General features: G+C 74.4%; 11 protein-coding genes. 4 read left to right on the top strand and 7 right to left on the bottom strand.

Annotation, left to right across the window (positions count from 1 at the left end; translation table 11 throughout):
* The first annotated feature begins 100 nt into the window (after positions 1-100).
* The 4 genes from ACZ4VK_RS08235 to ACZ4VK_RS08250 all read left to right on the top strand — a co-directional run bounded on the left by ACZ4VK_RS08235 (position 101) and on the right by ACZ4VK_RS08250 (position 9,115).
* Positions 101-3,319, top strand: a complete 3,219-nt coding sequence (locus ACZ4VK_RS08235; RefSeq protein ID WP_468349764.1) for a type 2 lanthipeptide synthetase LanM family protein — start codon at positions 101-103, stop codon at positions 3,317-3,319.
* A gap of 167 nt (positions 3,320-3,486) precedes the next feature.
* The gene (locus ACZ4VK_RS08240; protein WP_468349765.1) at positions 3,487-3,681 is read left to right on the top strand and encodes a hypothetical protein; all 195 of its coding nucleotides are present in this window, start codon (positions 3,487-3,489) and stop codon (positions 3,679-3,681) included.
* Between the two features lie 157 nt (positions 3,682-3,838).
* Positions 3,839-6,901, top strand: coding sequence for a helix-turn-helix transcriptional regulator (locus tag ACZ4VK_RS08245; protein ID WP_468349767.1), 3,063 nt, complete (start codon positions 3,839-3,841; stop codon positions 6,899-6,901).
* 249 nt (positions 6,902-7,150) lie between these two features.
* Positions 7,151-9,115, top strand: a complete 1,965-nt coding sequence (locus ACZ4VK_RS08250; RefSeq protein ID WP_468349769.1) for an AfsR/SARP family transcriptional regulator — start codon at positions 7,151-7,153, stop codon at positions 9,113-9,115.
* Between the two features lie 46 nt (positions 9,116-9,161).
* Here the strand turns inward: ACZ4VK_RS08250 and ACZ4VK_RS08255 are convergent, their stop codons facing one another.
* The 7 genes from ACZ4VK_RS08255 to ACZ4VK_RS08285 form a co-directional block, all read right to left on the bottom strand.
* On the bottom strand, positions 9,162-9,545 hold the full coding sequence (locus ACZ4VK_RS08255; protein ID WP_468349771.1) for a VOC family protein: 384 nt from the start codon (positions 9,543-9,545) through the stop codon (positions 9,162-9,164).
* Positions 9,546-9,607: 62 nt separating this feature from the next.
* Positions 9,608-11,863 carry a prolyl oligopeptidase family serine peptidase gene (locus ACZ4VK_RS08260; protein WP_468349773.1) on the bottom strand — a complete coding sequence of 752 codons (2,256 nt, stop codon included), beginning with the start codon at positions 11,861-11,863 and terminating at the stop codon, positions 9,608-9,610.
* Positions 11,860-13,335 carry an MFS transporter gene (locus ACZ4VK_RS08265; protein ID WP_468349775.1) on the bottom strand — a complete coding sequence of 492 codons (1,476 nt, stop codon included), beginning with the start codon at positions 13,333-13,335 and terminating at the stop codon, positions 11,860-11,862. The genes ACZ4VK_RS08260 and ACZ4VK_RS08265 overlap by 4 nt, the downstream gene beginning before the upstream one ends.
* Positions 13,332-14,348, bottom strand: a complete 1,017-nt coding sequence (locus tag ACZ4VK_RS08270) for a DUF6895 family protein (RefSeq protein WP_468349776.1) — start codon at positions 14,346-14,348, stop codon at positions 13,332-13,334. Before ACZ4VK_RS08270 ends, ACZ4VK_RS08265 begins: the two co-directional genes overlap by 4 nt.
* A gap of 2 nt (positions 14,349-14,350) precedes the next feature.
* Complete coding sequence (locus ACZ4VK_RS08275) at positions 14,351-15,628, bottom strand: radical SAM protein (RefSeq protein WP_468349778.1); 1,278 nt, start codon at positions 15,626-15,628, stop codon at positions 14,351-14,353.
* The gene (locus ACZ4VK_RS08280; RefSeq protein WP_468349780.1) at positions 15,625-16,653 is read right to left on the bottom strand and encodes a DUF6895 family protein; all 1,029 of its coding nucleotides are present in this window, start codon (positions 16,651-16,653) and stop codon (positions 15,625-15,627) included. Before ACZ4VK_RS08280 ends, ACZ4VK_RS08275 begins: the two co-directional genes overlap by 4 nt.
* Entirely contained in the window at positions 16,625-17,824 is a 1,200-nt protein-coding gene (locus ACZ4VK_RS08285) for a glycosyltransferase (protein ID WP_468349782.1), read from the bottom strand. The genes ACZ4VK_RS08280 and ACZ4VK_RS08285 overlap by 29 nt, the downstream gene beginning before the upstream one ends.
* Between the last annotated feature and the right edge of the window lie 430 nt (positions 17,825-18,254).

An 18,254-nucleotide genomic window follows, 5' to 3' on the forward strand; every position in this document is an offset into this window, starting at 1 on the left:
GGGCGAAAACATGGGGGGCCATTCCCCATGCCGCCGGAGGACCTCCCGTACCAGGATCAGGGGTGCGCCGAACGGCGGGCCGATGGCGGGGGGAGGAACGATGGCGGCGGAGACGGGACAGGGGCGGGCCGATGCTTCGCTGTCGGCGGTCGCCCGCTGGTGGGAGGCCGGGCAGGTCTCCGGCGAAAACGGGGACGTTGACGGAGGCCGGCCGGACTGGGCCGCGTTCGCCGAGGAGGCGTCCGGCGCCGCACCCGCGGAGGCCCTGGCGCCCGAGGGCGAGTATCCGGGTCTCAGCGGTTTCGAGTGGGTACTGCGGCCCTTCACCGAGCGCGCGGGGGAGCGGCTGGCGCGGGGCGTGTCGGGGCGGGCCCGGAGGCTCGTGGACATGACCGCCGTACGGAGCGACCTGGAGCGGCAGCTCAGCTGCAGGCTCGCGAGGGCGGCGGCGCGGACCCTCGTCCTCGAACTGCACGAGGCCCGGACCGCCGAGCGCCTCGAAGGAGACGACTCCCGCGCCCGGTTCCGCGACTTCCTGGGGCGTACGGCGTCCCGGCGCGGCCTCGCGGCCCTGCTCGCCGGGCGGCCGGTGCTCGCCCGGATCCTGGGACGGACGGCACTCGACACGGCGGACGCCGTCGCCGAGGCCCTTGAGCGCCTCGCGGACGACCACGCCCGACTGACCCCCGGTCTCCTCGGCGACTCCGGCCGGGAACCGGGACCGCTCGTGGGCGTCGAGACCGGCGCCGGAGACGGGCACCGGGGCGGCCGCAGCGTCATGCTGCTGCGCTTCGCCGACGGAACCCGCCTGGTGTACAAGCCCCGTCCGCTCGCCGCGCACCGCCACTTCAACGCACTCGTCACCTGGTTCAACGCGCTGCCCGGCACCACGGACCTGCGCACCCTGCGCCTGCTCGACCGGGGCGCCTACGGGTGGGTGGAGTTCGTCGCCGCCCGCCCCTGCGCCACCGTCACGGAGATCGACACGTTCTACCGCCGCCAGGGCGCCCTCCTCGGACTGCTGCACCTGCTCGACGGAACCGACCTGCACCACGAGAACCTCATCGCCGCCGGCGACCACCCCGTACTCGTCGACGTGGAGACCCTGTTCCACCCGCCGCTGCCCGGCGCCGCCGCCACCGAGGACCCCGCCGCCCGCGCCCTCCACGACTCCGTGTACCGGGTCGGGCTGCTGCCCCAGCTCCTCGTCGGCGACCACAGCGCCCTCGACGTCTCCGCCGTCGGTGGCGGACACGAGGCGGTGTCGCCCGTGGCCCGGGCGGACTGGGCGGACGCCGGCACGGACCGGATGCGCCTGGTCCGCAGGGCGGGAACGTTCGGCGAGTCCGCCAACCGGCCGCGCCTCGCGGACGGCGAGCCCGTCGAGCCGGGCGCCCATGGCGAGGCGCTCTGCGACGGGTTCCGCACCGCGTACACGGCGATCAGCACCGCCAGGAGCCAACTCCTCGAAGGGACACGCCTGCTGACGGCGTTCGCGGAGGACGAGGTACGGGTGGTGGTGCGCCCCACCTGGATGTACGGCACCCTCCTCGACGAGTCGACCCACCCCGACCTCCTGAAGGACGCCGACGCACGGCAACGGGTCCTGGAGAGCCTGCGGACCGACGCGTTCGGCACGGTGCTCACCCCCGGACTCGTCGCCGAGGAGATCGCCCAGCTCTGGTCCGGCGACGTGCCCCTGTTCACCGCCCGGCCGGGCGACGACCGCCTGTGGGGCGCGCCGGAGCGCCCGCCGGCCGGCCGCACGGACCTGCCCGGACTCACCCGCGTCACGGCGAAACTCGCCGCCCTCGACACGGTCGACCGTCAGGACCAGGAATGGATCGTGCGCGCCGCGATGGCGACGACGTCCCGCACCCCCGCGCACCGGCCCGCCGAGGGCCGCCGCACCCGGACGGCGGACCGCGCCCCGGAGCCGGAGCGGCTGCTCTCCGCCGCCCGCTCGGTCGGGGACCAGCTGGTCTCCCTCGCGTACCGCGAAGGCCCCCGCAGCAACTGGATCGGCCTTGAGCTCCTGGACGACCGCTACTGGCGGATCGGCCCGATGCCGGCCGACCTCGCCGGCGGCTACACGGGCCCTGCCCTCTACCTCGCCCAGCTGGCGGCGCTCACCGGAGCCGCGCACTACGCGGAGGCGGCCCGAACCGCCCTGGCGCCCGTGCCCCGCCTGCTCGACGCGCTGACCTCCCGACCCGAGGACCTCGCCGCGGTGGGCTCCGGCGCCTTCTCCGGACTCGGCGGCATCGCGTACGCACTCGCCGGGACCGCACGGCTCCTCGACGACCCGGAGGTCGGCTCCTGGGCGTCCGCGATGCTGCGGCTTGTGGCGGAGGCGGCGCCGGCCGAGCGGGAGTACGGGGTGGGGACGGGCGTCGCCGGCGGACTTGCGGCCCTCCTCGCGGCCCACGGGCCGGGTGCCGGCGCGGCAGACTCCGGTTCCGGTGCCGCCGCTCCCGGTCGCGCCTCCACGGAAGAGGCGCGGGAGACCTGGCCGGCCGCACGGGCCTGCGCGGACCGACTCCTCACCGCCGATCCGACGGCGGCCGGGCGGGGATTCACGAGGGGGGCCGCGGGGATCGGCTGGGCGCTGCTGCGGTTCGCGGAGGCGGCGGAGGCGGTGGAGGCCGAGGCGGCCGTCGGGGCTGGGGCTGCGGTCGGCTTCAGGGTCGACGTCGGGGTCGGGGCCGGTGCCGGTCGCCCGTACAGGGTCGCGGGTCTGGCCGCGCTGCGGGCTGCCGTCGGCGGGGATCCGGACGAAGGTGGGGGCCGGGGCAGCGGTGGCGGTTCGAGCGGGGACCGGTCGAGTCGCGACCTGCGACCGGACGGAGGTCACGGGGGAGTCCCCGTCCGGTCGGAGTACCAGGGGTCCGGGAGCGGCGCCCGGGCCTCGGCCTGGTGCCGGGGGCGCGCCGGTGTCGCGCTCGCCGTGCTGGACGCGCCGGGTGCCCTGGACGACCCGTACCTCTCGGCCTGGTCACGCGGGGCCGTCGAGGAGCTGGGCCGTGACCGGCCGGCACCCGACGACAGCCTGTGCCACGGGGAGGCCGGGGTCTGCGAACTCCTGGGCCACGACGAGGCCCCGGAGGCACGCCCGCACTGGATCCGCCGGGCCGGAGCGCTCCTCGGGTCCGTCGAGGAGACCGGTGCGCGGAGCGGCGCTCCGGACGGGGTTCCGCACCCCGGCCTGCTGACCGGGCTCGCGGGAATCGGCCATGGTCTGCTGCGGGCGGGGTTCCCGGAGCGCGTACCGTCCCTGCTCCTCCTGCGGACGGCCGGCCCGGGACGGCCGGACCTCTAGCGCCGCGACCGCCGGCGGTACGACCCCACCAAGCACACCGCGACCGCACGACCCGTCAGACCGCACCACCTGTCCCACCGCACATCTGTCACATCGCACCACAACGCACCACCGCACCACTCGGCACGACCACCACTCCTGCGGACATCAAGGACGAGTGAGGACCCATGCAGATCAGTGACTCGGTGACGTACGTCGACGGCGGCGCGGAGACCGTGGCCCAGGAACACCCGGTGGGCGAGGTGACGTTCGGGGCGAGCGGAGCCCTCGGACTGCGCAGCAGGCTGCTCGGCACGTCCGGCCTCGACGCCGCCGCCTCCCTCGACATGCCCTACACCACCGGCACCGTTCCGCTGTCCTAGGAACGCCGTCCTGGCAAACGCTGCCCCAGGTTCGTCGTCCCAAGGCCCCTTCGTCACCCGGCGAAGTGGCGTGGAAGTCGTCTTGACGCGGCGAGCGGGGGCCGGGGTGATCCCCGGCCCCCTGCCGTGAGCGAAAAGGACCAAGTAACCTGCGCCCATGCGAGCGACGTCGTCGGTCATCGTGGGGCGGGAAGCCGAGATCGGGCTGCTTGACGATGCCCTTGAGGGCGTCGGAAGGGGCGCCGGCCGGGCGGTGTTCCTCGTCGGCGAGGCGGGGATCGGCAAGTCCCGGCTTGCCGGTGAGTGCGCGCTCCGCGCGTACGACCGGGACATGCCGGTGCTGCGTGGCCGTGCCACGTCCACCGGGCTCGTCGTGCCCTTCCGGCCGCTGATCGAGGCGCTGTCCTCGCGTTTCAGGGCGGCCGGTGCCCCGGACGATCCCGAACTCGTCCCCTACCGGCCCGCGTTGGCCGGTCTCGTGCCGGAGTGGCGGGCCGGCGCCGGGACGCCCGGGTACGCGATCTCGCTGGTCGAGATGGCCGAGGCGCTGCTCAGGCTGCTCGCGGTGCTCGGCCGCGAGCGCGGGTGCGTGATCCTCCTCGAGGACCTGCACGACTCCGACACCGAGACCATCGCGGTCGTCGAGTACGTCGTCGACAACGTGGCGGACCTGCCGGTCCTCCTCGTGGGCACGCTCCGGCCCGACCCCGGCCCCGCGCTCGACCTCGCGCTCGCCGCGGAGCTCCGTCACACCGCCTCGCTGAGGGAGCTGGGACCGCTCGGCACCGCCGCCGTACGGGACATGGTGGACGCGTGTCTGGACGCCGGGCCGGGCGAGGTGCCCGCGACCGCGCACCGGCACCTCGCGCAGCGGGCGGGCGGGAACCCGTACCTGGTGGAAGTACTCCTCGCCGACCTCCTCGACACCGGACGGCTGAGCAGGACCGACGGCTGGTGGCAGCTCGCCGACCAGGGCGAGGCGACGGTGCCGACGGGCGCGGTCCGCAGCTGGGCGCGCCGGCTCGACCGGCTCGACGAACCGGTGCGGGACCTGCTGCTCATCGCGGCGACGCTGGGCGGCCGGTTCTCCGTCGGGGCGCTCAGGGCCGTGACGGGTCTTGACGATCGCGCCCTGTTCGCGCACCTCCGGTCGGCGTCCGAGGCGGGGATCATTGCCCCGGACGGGGCGGCCCACGACGACTACACCTTCCGGCACGTCCTCACGGCGGACGCGCTCAGGGCCTCGCTGCCCCCCGCAGAGCAGGCCGCGCTGGCCCGGCGCGCGGCCTCTGCCATCGAGGAGACCGCCGGCGTACTCTCCGGCGAGGAACGCCAGTTGGTGGCGACCCTGTGGCTCGCCGCGGGTGACAAGGTGACGGCCTCCCGGCAGTTCGCCCAGGTCGGACGGCAGATGCTGGACGCCGGTGCGTCGGGCTCGGCCGCCGTGCTGCTCGCACGCGCCCGGGGGCTCGCGGCCGACGAGGAACGCGACGCGATCACGGTACGGCTTGCGGTGGCCGAGGCCGAGTCGGGGCGCCTCGACACGGCCTCCGCCCTGCTCGACGATCTCCCTCCGGCGCCGGCCGGGTCACGCACGGCGGAGGAACGCGCCCAGGCGCACACCCAGGTCGCGTGGGTCGCGACCATGGCGGAGCAGCAGGAGGAGGCGCACCGCCGCATCCGGGCGGCCCGCGCCCTCTTCGGCGGCGCGCCGAGCCCGGAGCAGGAGGCGGCGCTCGTGGTGGTCGAGGGCCATCTCGCGCTGCTGCCGCACCGGGACGGACGGGACGGACGGGACAGACAGGACAGACGGGAGAGACGCGACGGCGGGGATGGAGGAGGTGGCCGGGACGGCCGGAGCGGTGACGACCGCCGTGAGCGGCTCCGCGAGGCGGAACGTTCCGCCAGGCGCGCCGCACTCACCGCGGAACAAGGCGACCGGCCCGAGGTGGCCTGCCGGGCGTGGCAGCTCCTCGCCCTGCTCTCCCGCGAGCGCGGCTTCGACGAGGCCGACGCCTGTCTGGTGCGGATGCTCGAGGTCGCCGAGAAGCACCGGCTCGCGGTGTGCCGGGCGGAGGCCCTCGTACGACTCGGCACCAACGCGTTCATGCGCACAGGCGAGGCGACCCAGCTGGAGACCGCCCGCGCGGCGGCTCACGAACTCGGGTCGCTGGCCCTGCTCCAGACCGTCGACGGGCTGCTCGCCATGCAGAGCGTGCTCGCCGGGAGGTGGGAGCGGGCCCGGGAGATCGTCGAGAGGTCCGTGGAAGCCAGCGCCCGCCTCCAGAACCTCTCGGCCCACCGCTATCTGCTCCTCGTCGACGCCATGCTCGCCGCCCACCAGGGGCGGAGCCGTGACCAGGAACGGGCCCTGGCCCGGTTCCGCCGCGCGGGCGGCGAGGAGTCGATGCTCGTCCCCCCGCAGCGCGGACTGTGCCAGGCCTTCGGCGCGCTGATGGCGGAGGACCGGGAACGTGCGCGGGCCGAACTCGACGCGGTGGCGGCCTGGGAACGGGAGCACCCCAGTTTCTTCTACCTCAGCGGCCGGTACGGGCTCCGCCCCCTGCTGCGGATCCTGGACGGGGCCGGGGACGACGGTGACGGCGGCCGGGAGGCGTACGAGCAGGCGCTCGCCTCGCCCGGCGGGCAGCTGGCCTGGAACCGGATGTTCCTCGGCATGGCGGACGCGGTGCTGCGCGGCAGGAACGGCGACCCGGAGGGCGCGCGGCGCGCCGTGGAGGAGGCAGGCCGCGCGGCGGCGGTGTTCCCGCAGGCCTGGCACCTCGCCCTGCGGCTGACCGCAGAGGCGGCGCTCGCCGATTCCTGGGGCGAGCCGGTCGCATGGCTGCGGACCGCGGAGGAGTACTTCCACGAGGCGGGCGTACCACCGGTGGCAGGGGCGTGCCGTGCGGTCCTGCGGCAGGCGGGGATGAGCGTCCCGCAGCGCCGGGGCGGCCGGGAGCGGATCCCCGCGGAGCTGCGCACGGCGGGCGTCACGCCGCGCGAGTACGAGGTGTTCGCCCTGCTCGGTGAGCGGCCCGGCAACCAGCAGATCGCGCAGCGCCTGTGCATCTCGCCCCGGACGGTGGAGAAGCACATGGCGAGCCTGATGACCAAGACGGGCTGCGCGGACCGCTCGGCGCTGTGCGCACTGTCGGCGGAACGGGCGGAGGAGCAGGGGATGACCGCTACTGCTCCACCGGTACGGCCGCGGGGCTGAGGGGGAGGGGAGGGCGGTCCGAAGCGGTACCGCTCCACCGGTAGGAGCGCCGTGGGGGGGACCTCGGGGTAGGACCCTCGGGATGGGACCCCGGAATGGGGGACGCTCCCGGCCGTATGGGGGTCCGGTCCCCATGACGTCGTCCGCGGCCGCGCGACTCTGCGGGTCCGCTACCGATGCGCGACGGGCCGGGGCGGCGGATCATCGAGCGGACCGACCAACTCCCGTCCCCCTACGGAGGTTCGCTCGATGCCGAGTCCGTCCGCGCGACCCGCAGCGTTACCCGGCACACTCCGGTTCTCCGTCCTCGGCCCGCTCGCGGTCCACCGGAACGACCAGGCCCTGACCCTCGGCCCCTTGAAGCAGCGCGTCGTACTGGCGACGCTCCTCGGCTCCGCCAACAGCCCCGTCTCCGTCGACGCCTTGACCGACGCCGTCTGGCCGGACGAGCCTCCCCGGACCGGCCGCAAGAACCTCCAGGTGTACGTGAGCTCCCTGCGCGCGCTGCTCGCCGAGGGCGGGAGCGAGCGGCCCCGGCTCAGCCACACGGGCGGCGGGTACGTACTGCGCGTGGCGGAGGACGAGTTGGACCTCCTGCGGTTCCGCTCCCTGGTGCGGGCCGCCGAGGGGCAGGCTCCCGGCTCCGCCGCCCGGCTGCTGCGCGAGGCGCTCGACCTGTGGCAGGGCCCGCCGTTGGGGAACGACCTGCGGCGGTCGCCCCGGCTCGCCGAGGAGGCCGAGCGCCTGGAACTGCGCCGACTGGCGGCGTACGAGAGCTGGGCGGAGGTGGAGCTGGGCCTCGGCGGCGCGCCGGCGGTGGCGGAGGGGCTGCGCGATCTGGTCGAGCGGCACCCGCTGCGGGAGCGGCTCCGCTGCGCCTGGATGTGCGCGCTGAACGGCTCGGGCCGGCAGGCCGAGGCACTCGCGGTCTACGACGACTACCGGCAGCTTCTCGCTCGCGAACTGGGACTGGAACCGAGCGGTGCCATGACGGCCAGGTACCGGGCGATCCTCGCGGGTGACGACCGGACGGGAGCGACCGGGACGGCCGGAGCGACGGACGCGGACGGATCCGTCCGGGGGGCCGGGACGACCGGGAAGGCCGGGACGACTGGGACGGCCGCAGCGGCCGCAGCGACCCGGACGGCCAGGACGACCGGGGCCGCCGGCCCACCGGTACGGTCCGCTGCCGACCGCCCCACCCGCCCCGCCCCCGCCATCCTCCCCCCTGACCTCGTCGACTTCACCGGCCACGGCGAGGAACTCCGTCATCTGGTCAAGGTGTTGGAGGACAAGGACGCCGGTCGGGTGGTGCTGCTGTCCGGTCCCGCCGGGGCGGGCAAGACCACCCTGGCGGTGCGTGCCGCGCATCTGCTCGGCGACCGGTTCGCCGACGGGCGGCTCTGCGTCTCCCTGCGGGGCGCGGACGGCCGTCCCCGGCCTCTGGACTCCGTGATCGCCGAGGTCGCCCAACGGACGGGCCGCGCCGGTCTTTCGGGCCCCGAGGCATGGCGGGAGTGGCTCATGGACCACCGCGTTCTGGTGATCCTCGACGACGTGCCCGAGGAACGCGCCGTACGGCCCCTGCTCCCGTGCGGCGGAAGGGGCAGGGTCCTGCTCACGGCACGCGGTCAGCTGGGCGGTCTCGCTCCCGTGCACCGGGTGACCGTCCCACCGCTCGGCACCGCGGAGGCCGTACAGCTGCTCGCCGGGCTCGTCGGCCAGAGCCGGGTGCGGGCCGACCGGGAGGCCGCGCTGCGCATCGTGCGCGCGTGCGGCGGGTCGCCGCTGGCGGTCCGGGTCAGCGGGATGCGGCTCGCGGTGCTCCGCCATGTGCCGCTGCGGGAGTTCGCGGACCGGCTGACCGACCCCGCCGGCGTACTGGACGAACTGACCTCGGGGGACGTGTCCGTACGGCGCTGGCTCGCCGACGGCTGGGAGGCGCTGTCGGCGGAGTGCGGCCGGGTCGCGGGACGGCTCGCCGCGGGCACGGGGGACGGTCCGTTCGGCCTGAGCGAGGCGGCCGAGGCCCTCGGGTGCGACGAGCGGCACGCCGTACGGGTGGTGGAGGCGCTCATCGACGCGGGGATGGTGACGTCGCCGGGCGGCGAGGTCACCGCGCACGCGGCGCAGTACGAACTCCCCCACCTGGTACGCCTGTACGCGCGCGGCGCACGCCATGTGCAGGGGACACCGGTACTGGCCCCGGGCTGAGGGGCGGCTGGGGGAAGAGGTCCCGCCGCTCAAGCCGTACAGGTCGTCAGACGGGCGGCAATCGTCGTTGCAGGAGGCAGAACTCGTTGCCCTCCGGGTCGACCAGGACGTGCCAGTTCTCGGCGCCGGTCTGGCCGACGTCGGCGGGCTTGGCGCCGAGTGCGAGCAGCCGCTCCAGCTCGGCGTCCTGATCGCGGTCGGTGGCGTTGACGTCGATGTGCAGCCGGAGCTTGCCGGTCCTGGGCTCGCTGCTGGGACTCAGGATGAGTGTGGGCTGCGGGCCGCCGAAGCCGACACCGGGCGGTCCGATCTCGATGCTTCCGTCGTCGTCCCGGTCGAGTTCCACGTAACCGAGGACCTCGCTCCAGAACGCGGCGAGCCGTTCGGCGTCGGCGCAGTCGATGACCAGTTCACTGATGCGGCATGCCATAGCCGGCAGTTTACGTGGACGACCGGGGCCCGGCCAGGGATTCCCACGCCCCGAGGCCCCTCTCACCGGTGTGCCGCCCCAGGCGCCGAAAGGCCTACATGCCGGGCGAGGAACGCGAGACATTCGGCCTGGAGCGCCACCGCGCGGGACGCGGCCCGGGCGGCGTGGCCGACGCCGTGCTCAAGCCGCAGCAGGACGGGTCCCGGTCCGGTCGAGGCGTGTTGGAGCGCGGCGCACATCTTGCGGGCGTGCAGCGGGTCGGTCCTGGTGTCGCCGTCCGCGGCGGCCAGCAGCACCGCCGGGTACGCGGTCCCCGGCGTGACGCGGTGGTACGGCGAGTAGCCGAGGAGCGTCGGCAGCAGCTCCGGATCCCGCGCGCTCCCGTACTCGGGCGTCCAGCTGGGGCCGAGCCCGGACAGTTCGTAGCGGACCATGTCCAGGAGCGGTGCCATGCACACCACGGCGGCGTACTTCTCCGGCTGCTGGGTGAGAGCGGCGCCGACGAGGAGTCCGCCGTTGGAGCCGCCCATGATCGCGAGCCGGCCGGGCTCGGTCCAGCCCTCGGTGACCAGCCGGTCGGCGGCGGCGGCGAAGTCGTCGAAGGTGTTCTGCTTGTGCTCCCGGCTGCCGGCGCGGTGCCAGGCCTCGCCCTCCTCGCCGCCGCCGCGCAGCCCCGCCCAGGCGAACACCCCGCCCGCCCTGACCCAGGCGAGGACCTGGGCCCGGTAGCGGGGCGACATGGTGCGGCCGAAGCCGCCGTACCCGGTGAGCAGCGCCGGACGCGGCACGTCCGGACTCCCCGTCGGGGAGATCACGAACATGCGGACCGTCGTCCCGTCCCGCGAGGGGAACGCGACCTGACGGGTGACGGCGCCGCGGACAGCCGGGGCGTCCGGGCCCTCCGGGGTGGTCCGGGCGGTCAGGGCCCGCGGGACCGCCCGGGTGGCCGGCGCGTCAGGCGCATGCGGGGACTCGTGGGCCTCCTCCTGGGTGTTCGGTTCCCAGCGGGTCACGCGGCACGTGCGCGCGTCGAGGCGGAGCACCCGCGTGGGCGTGACGAAGTCGGTGTACGCGAACCAGGCCTCGTGACTGCCGGGCGGCCCGGCCGTGAAGTCGCCGACCGCCCCGGTGCCGGGGAGCGGGACCGTGGCGACCTGCCGGCCGGCGACCAGGTCGTGCACGGTCACCTCCGCGACCGTGTCGCGCGTCCACGCCGCCACGCCCAGGGGGTGTGCGAGTTCCGGGCCGGACACCACGACGAAATGGGTCAGCACCGCGTCGGGCCGTTCCGGGATCACCTCGCGCCAGACGTCCGGGCCCCGGTGGAGTTCGGCCGGCCGGCACGCCACGACCCGACCGCGGGCGGCGTCGCGGTCGGTACGCAGCCACACCACGTCCCGGGGACCGGTACCGGGCAGGGCGTGCAGGCGCGTGGCGGCCGGCCTGCCCTCCTGGACCGGCAGCAGTGGCGGACGGTCGAGCGGCCCTGCCGACAGGTCGGCCAGATAGAGGTCCGTCCCGCGCCCGGTGCCGAGCGTGGCCGTGACGCCGAGCCAGCGGCCGTCCGCCGTCACGGAGACGCTGTAGAACTGGGTCTTGTCCCGCCCTTCGCCGAAGACCACGGCGTCCGCCTCGGGCGCCGTCCCGACCCGGTGCAGATGGACCCGGCGGTGGTAGCGCTCCTCGCCGGGGTTCAGCCGCGGGTCCAGGTGCCTGACGTAATAGAACGCCCCACCCCCGGGCAGCCAGCCGATCGACGACTTCCGCACCCTGTCCACCGGCCCGTCGACGACCTTCCCGGTCGCCACGTCGATCACCTGGAGCAGCGAGTCCTCCGTGCCGTTCCTCGACACCTGACAGGCGAGCAGATCGCCCTCCACGGAGGGCTCCCAGGCATCGAGCACGGTGCGCCCCGACGGGTCGAGGACGGCAGGATCAAGGAGCACCCGCGCCGCCCCGCCCGCCCTCTCGGCTCCGCTCGACCCGGCTTCCGCGACCACGAGCACCGGATGCTCCCGGCCGGCGTCCTGCCGCAGCCAGAAGACCCGGTCGCCGCGCACCTTGGGCGACCTGGCACGGTCGACGGCGTCGAGCGCCGCGACCTCCGCCTTCCAGCGCTCGAGTCCGGGCCAGGCCGCGCGCTCCGCCTCGTAGAGCGTCTCCTGCTCCGCGCTCCAGCGGAGCGTCGAAGGGTCCTCGGCGTCCTCGAGCCGGCGGTACGGGTCGGGGACGCGCAGCCCGTGGAGCTCCTCGACGACGTCCTGCCGCTCCGCGTGGGGGTACGGGCGCCGTGGAGGTCGCACGTCGTCGGGGGTCACTCGATGCTCCCTGATCGGTGGTGGGGCGGACGATGGGCGGGCGCCGAAGGGACCGTACCGACACCGGCGTCCGCGACGGGTTCGTCGGTCGTTTCCCCGTCTGCCGGGCCGGGCGTCGCCCCGTCCGTTCCCCCGACTGGCGCTTCGGCCTTCGCTTCTGCCGTCTCCGTGCCGGGCAGCGCGAGCCAGGCGTAGACCCCGGAGAGCACGACGATCAGCCCGGACACCGCGAAGATCGTGTCGATGGGCCCGAAGCGGATCCCCCCGGCCGAGCCGGCGAAGCCGTGGAGCACGGAGCCGGCGAGCCAGCCCGACAGGACCGCCGAGAGCATCGACGCCAGCTTCGTCACCGGATAGAACACGGCCATCACCCGCCCCCGGTAGTCCGGGGGCGCCGCCGCGAGCAGCAGCGGAGCCATCGCGGTGTTCAGGACGGTGAGCGGGACGGTGAAGACGAAGAGGAGGGCGACGCCGGCGAGGAAGCCGCTCTGCCGCGAGTACGCGACGAGCAGCACACCGCTCACCAGCAGACTGATCCAGGTGCTCCGCCGCGCCCCGAACCACTGCACCACCCGGCCCGCGCACAGCGCGCCGGTGATGCCGCCGATCCCCATGGCCATGCCGACGTATCCGTAGAGGTGGGCCTCGGCGTGGAGGTTGTCGGTGGTGAAGAAGACGTTGAGGGTGCTCAGCGCGCCGATCCCGAACTGGCCGATGACGGCGAGCAGGAGCAGAGCGACCAGGAACCTGCTGCGAGCGAAGAAGCGCAGGCCGTCAGTGAACTCTTGCCGCAGACCGGCGCGTTGGCCACCGCTCGGCTTCCGCCCGGAACCAGGGCCGGTCGGGCCTCCGGCCGTCGGCCGTACGCCGATGGAACGGATGGCGACGTACGACACCGCGTAGGAGAGCGCGTTGAAGAGCAGGGCCCACTGGAGTCCGGCGGTGAACAGCAGGGGTGCGGCGAGGGGCGGACCGATGATCCAGGCCGTCTCGCCGGTCGCCTGCGCGATGCCGGCCGCCCGGGCGCGGTCGGCGTCCCCCTTCACGAGGTCCGCGAGGATCGCGAAGCGCGCCGGGGAGAAGAACTGGCCGGCGGCGTGCAGCAGGAGCACCGTCGCGTAGACGAGGCCGAGCCACACGCCCTTCGGGAGGGCGTCGGCCGGCAGGAAGGAGACCACGGTCAGCAGGGCCACGAGCACGCCGCGGACCGCCTCGCTGAGCAGCATCGTGCCGCGCTTGTCCCAGCGGTCGACGAACACGCCCGCGAGCGGACCGATCACGAGCACGGCGGCGCTCGACGCCATCAGGACGCCGCTGACCGCGACCGGCGCCCAGGTCTCGTCCTTGGCGAGAACGGTCGCCACCCACAGCACCAGGGTGGTGCTGAAGACGGCGTCGCCGACGGACGAGACGGCCTGCCCGAACCACAGCCGGGTGTAGTCGCGGTTGATCAGGGTCAGCCGTGGTGTCATGACGGCCCCGGCGACGAGACGGCCAGCGCCATGAGGGCGGAGACCAGGGTCGTGTGGTACGCCGTGGCGAAGAACTCCCCGGCCGGGGCCGACGGGGACGCCGTGAGCGCCGCCGACCGCCCGGGGATCGCGCCGTCGGGCCGCTGGGCCCGTACCAGGCACTCCACGGCCGCGGCTCCCGTGGGCGTGCGCAGCGGATCGCTCCCCAGGATGAACTGCGTGAGGACGAGCTCCGCGGCCAGGTCCCACCGGTCGTGCGCGACGCAGTGCCGCAGCATCCGGTCGACCAGGTCCAGCGCGTGCGCCAGGGCGCCGCCGGTGAGACCCGTCGCGGTCCGGCCGAAGTCACCGAGATAGAACCCGGTGTGCGTGAGGGCGTACGCCTCCGGTGTGCCGAGCGGCGGCGCGTCCGGTCCCGTCACGTCCCCGGAGCCGACGCCGAACGCCACGAGGGGACTCCGCGGCAGGAGTTCGGCGTACGGCTCGATGGTGTGGCGGGCACCGGCCTTGTCCGCGTAGTAACGGATCTCGATGCGCCGGTACGCCGACTTCCCCCGCGGCGAGAGGAACCCGGGGTCCAGCCGGGCGAGCGCGCCCCGGCACTGCGTGTCGTCGATGCCGTCGGGGGACAGCGCCGCGTAGATCAGCGTGTACGTGGAGGCGTACGCGGGGACCTCGTCGAAGAGCGCCGGGAACCGCGGGTCCTGCCACAGCTTCCGTACGAGCGCCGCCGCCTCGCCGAGTGCCCCGTCGAGCGCCGGGGGGACGCCGTCCGGGCGGGCCGCGCAGTGGCAGAGCAGGGCCAGCTCGAGCGCGGCCTTCGCCCTGCCGTGCGTCGCGGAACGGGCGCTCGGCGAGAACGGGTCGAAGTGGTCCAGATTCCTTTCCAGCCAGTCGAGCGCGCCGACGGAGAGACGCTCCAGGGGCGCTGGTGAGCCGGAGCGGGCGTCTGCGGGTGCGGGTGCTGGTGCGGGCGAGGGCGAGGGCGAGGGCGAGGGTGAGAGGGAGGGCATGGCTACAGGCGCCCCGTCTCGTGCAGATGGTCGAGCAGGGCCGTGTCCACGGTGTCACGGAACCTCGCGAGCGTCCGCGCGTTCTCGTCGTAGCGGTACAGGTCCTGGCAGGCGATCCAGCGGTCGCGGGTCTCCGTACCGGGCAGGTAGCCGTCGGCGACCGTGCCGACCTCCCAGTCGGGTTTGCCCGCGGTCTCCCAGCAGCTGGCCAGGGTGCCGTCGGCGCTGACCACCGCGCCGTAGCGGCCGTCGGTGTGGCCGCAGGTGACGCAGGTCTTGCGGGCGCCGGGGCGGCTCACGGTGAAGCCGAGGTCGAGCGCCCGGCGCTGCCAGCGGGTGAAGGCGGCGGGGAGTTCGCCGGTGTGCAGCAGACTGTTGGCGTATCCGACGCCGACGTCGCCGACCCGGGCGAAGTACAGGGTGCACCGCGCGGGGTCGACCGCGCCCACGAGCCGGTCGATGAGCGCGTCGACGCCGTGGAAGGTCTCCTGGGAGACGTTCACCCGCAGCGTCCACTGGATGGGGGAGGCCTCGGAGGCCTTGACGATGTTGCGGACGATCTTGTCGAAGGTCCCGCTGCCGTCCGCCCTGCCGACCCGGATGCGGTCGTGATCGGCGCGGTCTCCGTCGAAGGTGACCTGGATGGACGTGAGCCCGCGGTCGGCGAGCCGCCGTGCCAGCGACGGGGTGAGCAGCGTCGCGTTGGAGATCATCCAGGCGGACGTGGGGGCGATGTCGGCGGCCCGCTCCAGGAGTTCCAGACAGGCACGGGGGTTGAGCAGCGGCTCCCCGCCGAAGAGGAGGATCCTGAGCTTCTCCAGACCGACGGCGGCCATCTGCCGCTCGGTGAAGCCGAGGATCGAGGTGATCGTCTCCGAGCTGAGGCGGGTCCGCGCGATCCGGGGCGGCCGGCTGCCGCCCGCCTCGTCCTGCGCGGTGTTCTGGAAGCAGTAGCCGCAGCCCAGGTTGCAGTGGGTGCTGGTGAGGACGGTCAGCGCGTACGCCGTGACCCGGGCGGGGGTGAACATGCCGCTCTCGCGCAGCCGGTGTTCCGCCTCGGGGTACAGGCCACCGTCGGCGGTGACGTGCCGGCCGCCGAGACGGGCCACCCCGCCCGGACCGAGGAACCACCAGTTCCGCTCACCCCGGAGGAGACGCGCGCCGGAGGGGAGGGGGTCGGAGGGGACGGGGTCGGAGGAGAGGGGGTCGGAGGGCGCGGGGACGGCCACCGGTGCGGAGAGCACCGCTCGCTCGGGACTCACTGCCTGGTCGGTGCTCATCGTGCCTCCTGTACTGCCGCTACTGCCCGTACTGCCCCTGCTGCTTCTCCTGCCGGCGTCCCCGGTGCTCCCGACCTGGAAGTCCCGTCGGCACGGCCGCTCGTGACGATCAGCGTCGCCAGTGCCGTGACGAGGGTCGCCTGGTAGGACTTCCGGAAGAAGTCCACGGGCGTCGCGTCCGCCGGAGCCCGCCGGAGGGCGGACCGTCCGGGGATCGCCCCGCCGGGCGTCTGTACGTCGGCGAGCATCCGGAAGCCGGCCGCCCCCGACGGGGTGTCCAGCGGATCCGCGCCCAGGCAGTACTGGGCGAGCACCAGCTTGCCGACGAGATCCCACTCACCGAGGTCCACGCAGTGCTCCGTGAGCCGTTCCACGATGTGGAGCGCCCGCGTCCGCGCCTCCTCGGTCAGCCCGGGATCGCGGTGGCCGAAGTCGCTCAGGTAGAAGACGGTGTGCGTGACCACGCACACGTCCAGATCGGTCACATCGGCCTGATCGGCCACGGGAAGGGCGGCGGCCCGGGCCGGCAGGCTGGCCGCGTACAGCTCCCGGTACGAGGCGAACCGGTGGTCGGCGCCCGCGAGATCCGCGTAGAACCGCGCTTCCAGGTGCAGGTACGGCGACTTCCGGCGCGGCGCCAGGTAGCCGTCGGACGCCAGCCGGGCCAGCGCGGAGCGCGGCGCGTCGGTGGGGGTTCCTGCCGGCGCCAGGGCCGCGTACATCAGCTCGAACTGCCGCGCGTACCGCTGGTCGAGGGTGAGGAGATGCGGGAAGTCGGGGCGCCCCCAGGCACGTTCGACCACGCCGGTCACCTGGCTCAGGGCCGTGTCCATGGAGGGTGCGGCCATCTCCCAGTACCGGCGGAGCAGGGCGAGTTGCAGGAGGGCCTTGGCCCGCGGGGTCACCGGCAGTTCGGCGCGGCCGGCCGGTGAGTCGAGGTAGCGCGCATGCTGCCCGATCCAGCGCCGCACACCCGCGGACAGACTCGTCACGGCCTCATCGAGGCCGGCTGATCGCGTACTCATGGTCCTCCTTCGGGATTGCGGATGCCTGGGCCACGTGCTCGACGACGTCGGCGGCGCGCGCCGCGGCGCCCGGCGCGGCGAGCCTGCCGCCGAGCGCACGGGCGCGGCTCCGCAGACCGTCGTCGTGCCACGCCCGCTCAAGGAGAGCCGACGGATCCGTGGACGGGGTGGGAGGGACGCGTACGGCCACCCCGGCCCGTACACAGGCGCCGGTGAGCAGCGGCTGCTCGGAGCCGTTGGGCGAGAGCGCCAGGGGCCGGCCGCGCAGGAGGGCGGCGAGGACGGGAGCGGAGGTGCCGTTGGCCAGCACCATTCCGGCCAGGTCGACGAGCGGGCCCATCCACGGCTTGCGGACCAGCAGGATGTCGGCGCCGGGAGCGGGCCGGGGATCGGTGGAGCGGCCCTGCTCGACCACGGCCTGGAACCGGCCGCCGGTGAAGATCTCGTTGAGTCGGGGCCACAGACTGTTGCCCCCGAAGAAACGTCCCAGGTGGACGTAGACGACGGGTTTCCCGGACCGCGCGAGGTGGTCGGCGACCGCCTCGGCCTCTCCCGGGTCGGGCGTCGGTTCCCAGGCGAGCGGGCCCACGTGCCGTACGCGCTCGGGGAGTTCCGCGCCCGGGTACTCGAGCGCGGGATCCCCGCGGAGCAGCAGGGCGTCGCCGAGGAGCGGGTCGTCCTTCCACCGGGGCGTACGCCCCGCGAGGGCGGTTTCGTCGCGCGTGGCGGCGTAGATGCGCCGGCAGTCGAGGGTACGGCTCCGCCGGGTCCTGCCCAGGTGCGGTTCGTCACCGCCGCCGGTCCGGTAGTCCCACAGATGGACCGAGAGCCCGATCACCACCACCGGAATGTCGAGTTCCTCGGCGGCGAGCAGGGCGCCGGTGCACAGCACCGAGGTGACCAGCAGGTCGGCTTCCGCGTCCCGGGCCGCGCGCAGGGTCGCCCGGTACTGGGCCGTACCGGTCTTCCCCCACCAGGTGGCGGAGAAGGCCCGCCGTCCGCCGAAGTCCTCCGCCGGCGCGAACGGAAACCCGGCCTCCGCGACGAAGGGCGCGGCGGTGGACCGGCCGAGAACGCTGATGTGATGACCGCGCCGCCGCAGTTCACGCCCGGCCGCGAGGGCCGGGTAGAGGTAGCCGCCGTCGCTGAGCGGGCAGAGCAGGATCTTCACGACGTGCCAGCTCCCTCGGGCGTTCGGCGGGTCGGGTTCGGGGCCGCGGGCCCCCCGGCTCCTGGCACGATCTGCCGAGAACCGGGTGGCCCGCGCGGTGCTTCAGAACTCGATGACCTCGGTCAGGAGAGGTCGCTGGAGTTGTTGACGATGCAGCCGGCCTCGGCCTCCTCGTCCTCGCTGTGCGCCACGACCTCGATGTCCTCGTCCTCGGTCGGCTGCGGGTTCGTGTTCTCGGGCATGTTCGTCCTCCTTGGTCGGCGGCGTCGCTGCGCCGGATGAGAAGAAACGTACGGACGCCCGGTATGGGAACGCCTGACCGCCGGTTCGAGGCCGGTATAAGCCGATGCCACGGACGCGGTACGCCCCCGGAACCCGCCCGAATGCCGGGCCACGCGGCCCCTTCGAGCCCTTAGGCGGGCGCATTGAC

The organism is Streptomyces sp. NPDC028711 (genome assembly GCF_055565415.1).

Coding starts and splice junctions, on each gene's coding strand:
- ACZ4VK_RS08235 (WP_468349764.1), top strand. CDS start 101: ATGGCGGCGGAGACGGGACAGGGGCGGGCCGATGCTTCGCTGTCGGCG.
- ACZ4VK_RS08240 (WP_468349765.1), top strand. CDS start 3,487: ATGCAGATCAGTGACTCGGTGACGTACGTCGACGGCGGCGCGGAGACC.
- ACZ4VK_RS08245 (WP_468349767.1), top strand. CDS start 3,839: ATGCGAGCGACGTCGTCGGTCATCGTGGGGCGGGAAGCCGAGATCGGG.
- ACZ4VK_RS08250 (WP_468349769.1), top strand. CDS start 7,151: ATGCCGAGTCCGTCCGCGCGACCCGCAGCGTTACCCGGCACACTCCGG.
- ACZ4VK_RS08255 (WP_468349771.1), bottom strand. CDS start 9,545: ATGGCATGCCGCATCAGTGAACTGGTCATCGACTGCGCCGACGCCGAA.
- ACZ4VK_RS08265 (WP_468349775.1), bottom strand. CDS start 13,335: ATGACACCACGGCTGACCCTGATCAACCGCGACTACACCCGGCTGTGG.
- ACZ4VK_RS08270 (WP_468349776.1), bottom strand. CDS start 14,348: ATGCCCTCCCTCTCACCCTCGCCCTCGCCCTCGCCCTCGCCCGCACCA.
- ACZ4VK_RS08275 (WP_468349778.1), bottom strand. CDS start 15,628: ATGAGCACCGACCAGGCAGTGAGTCCCGAGCGAGCGGTGCTCTCCGCA.
- ACZ4VK_RS08280 (WP_468349780.1), bottom strand. CDS start 16,653: ATGAGTACGCGATCAGCCGGCCTCGATGAGGCCGTGACGAGTCTGTCC.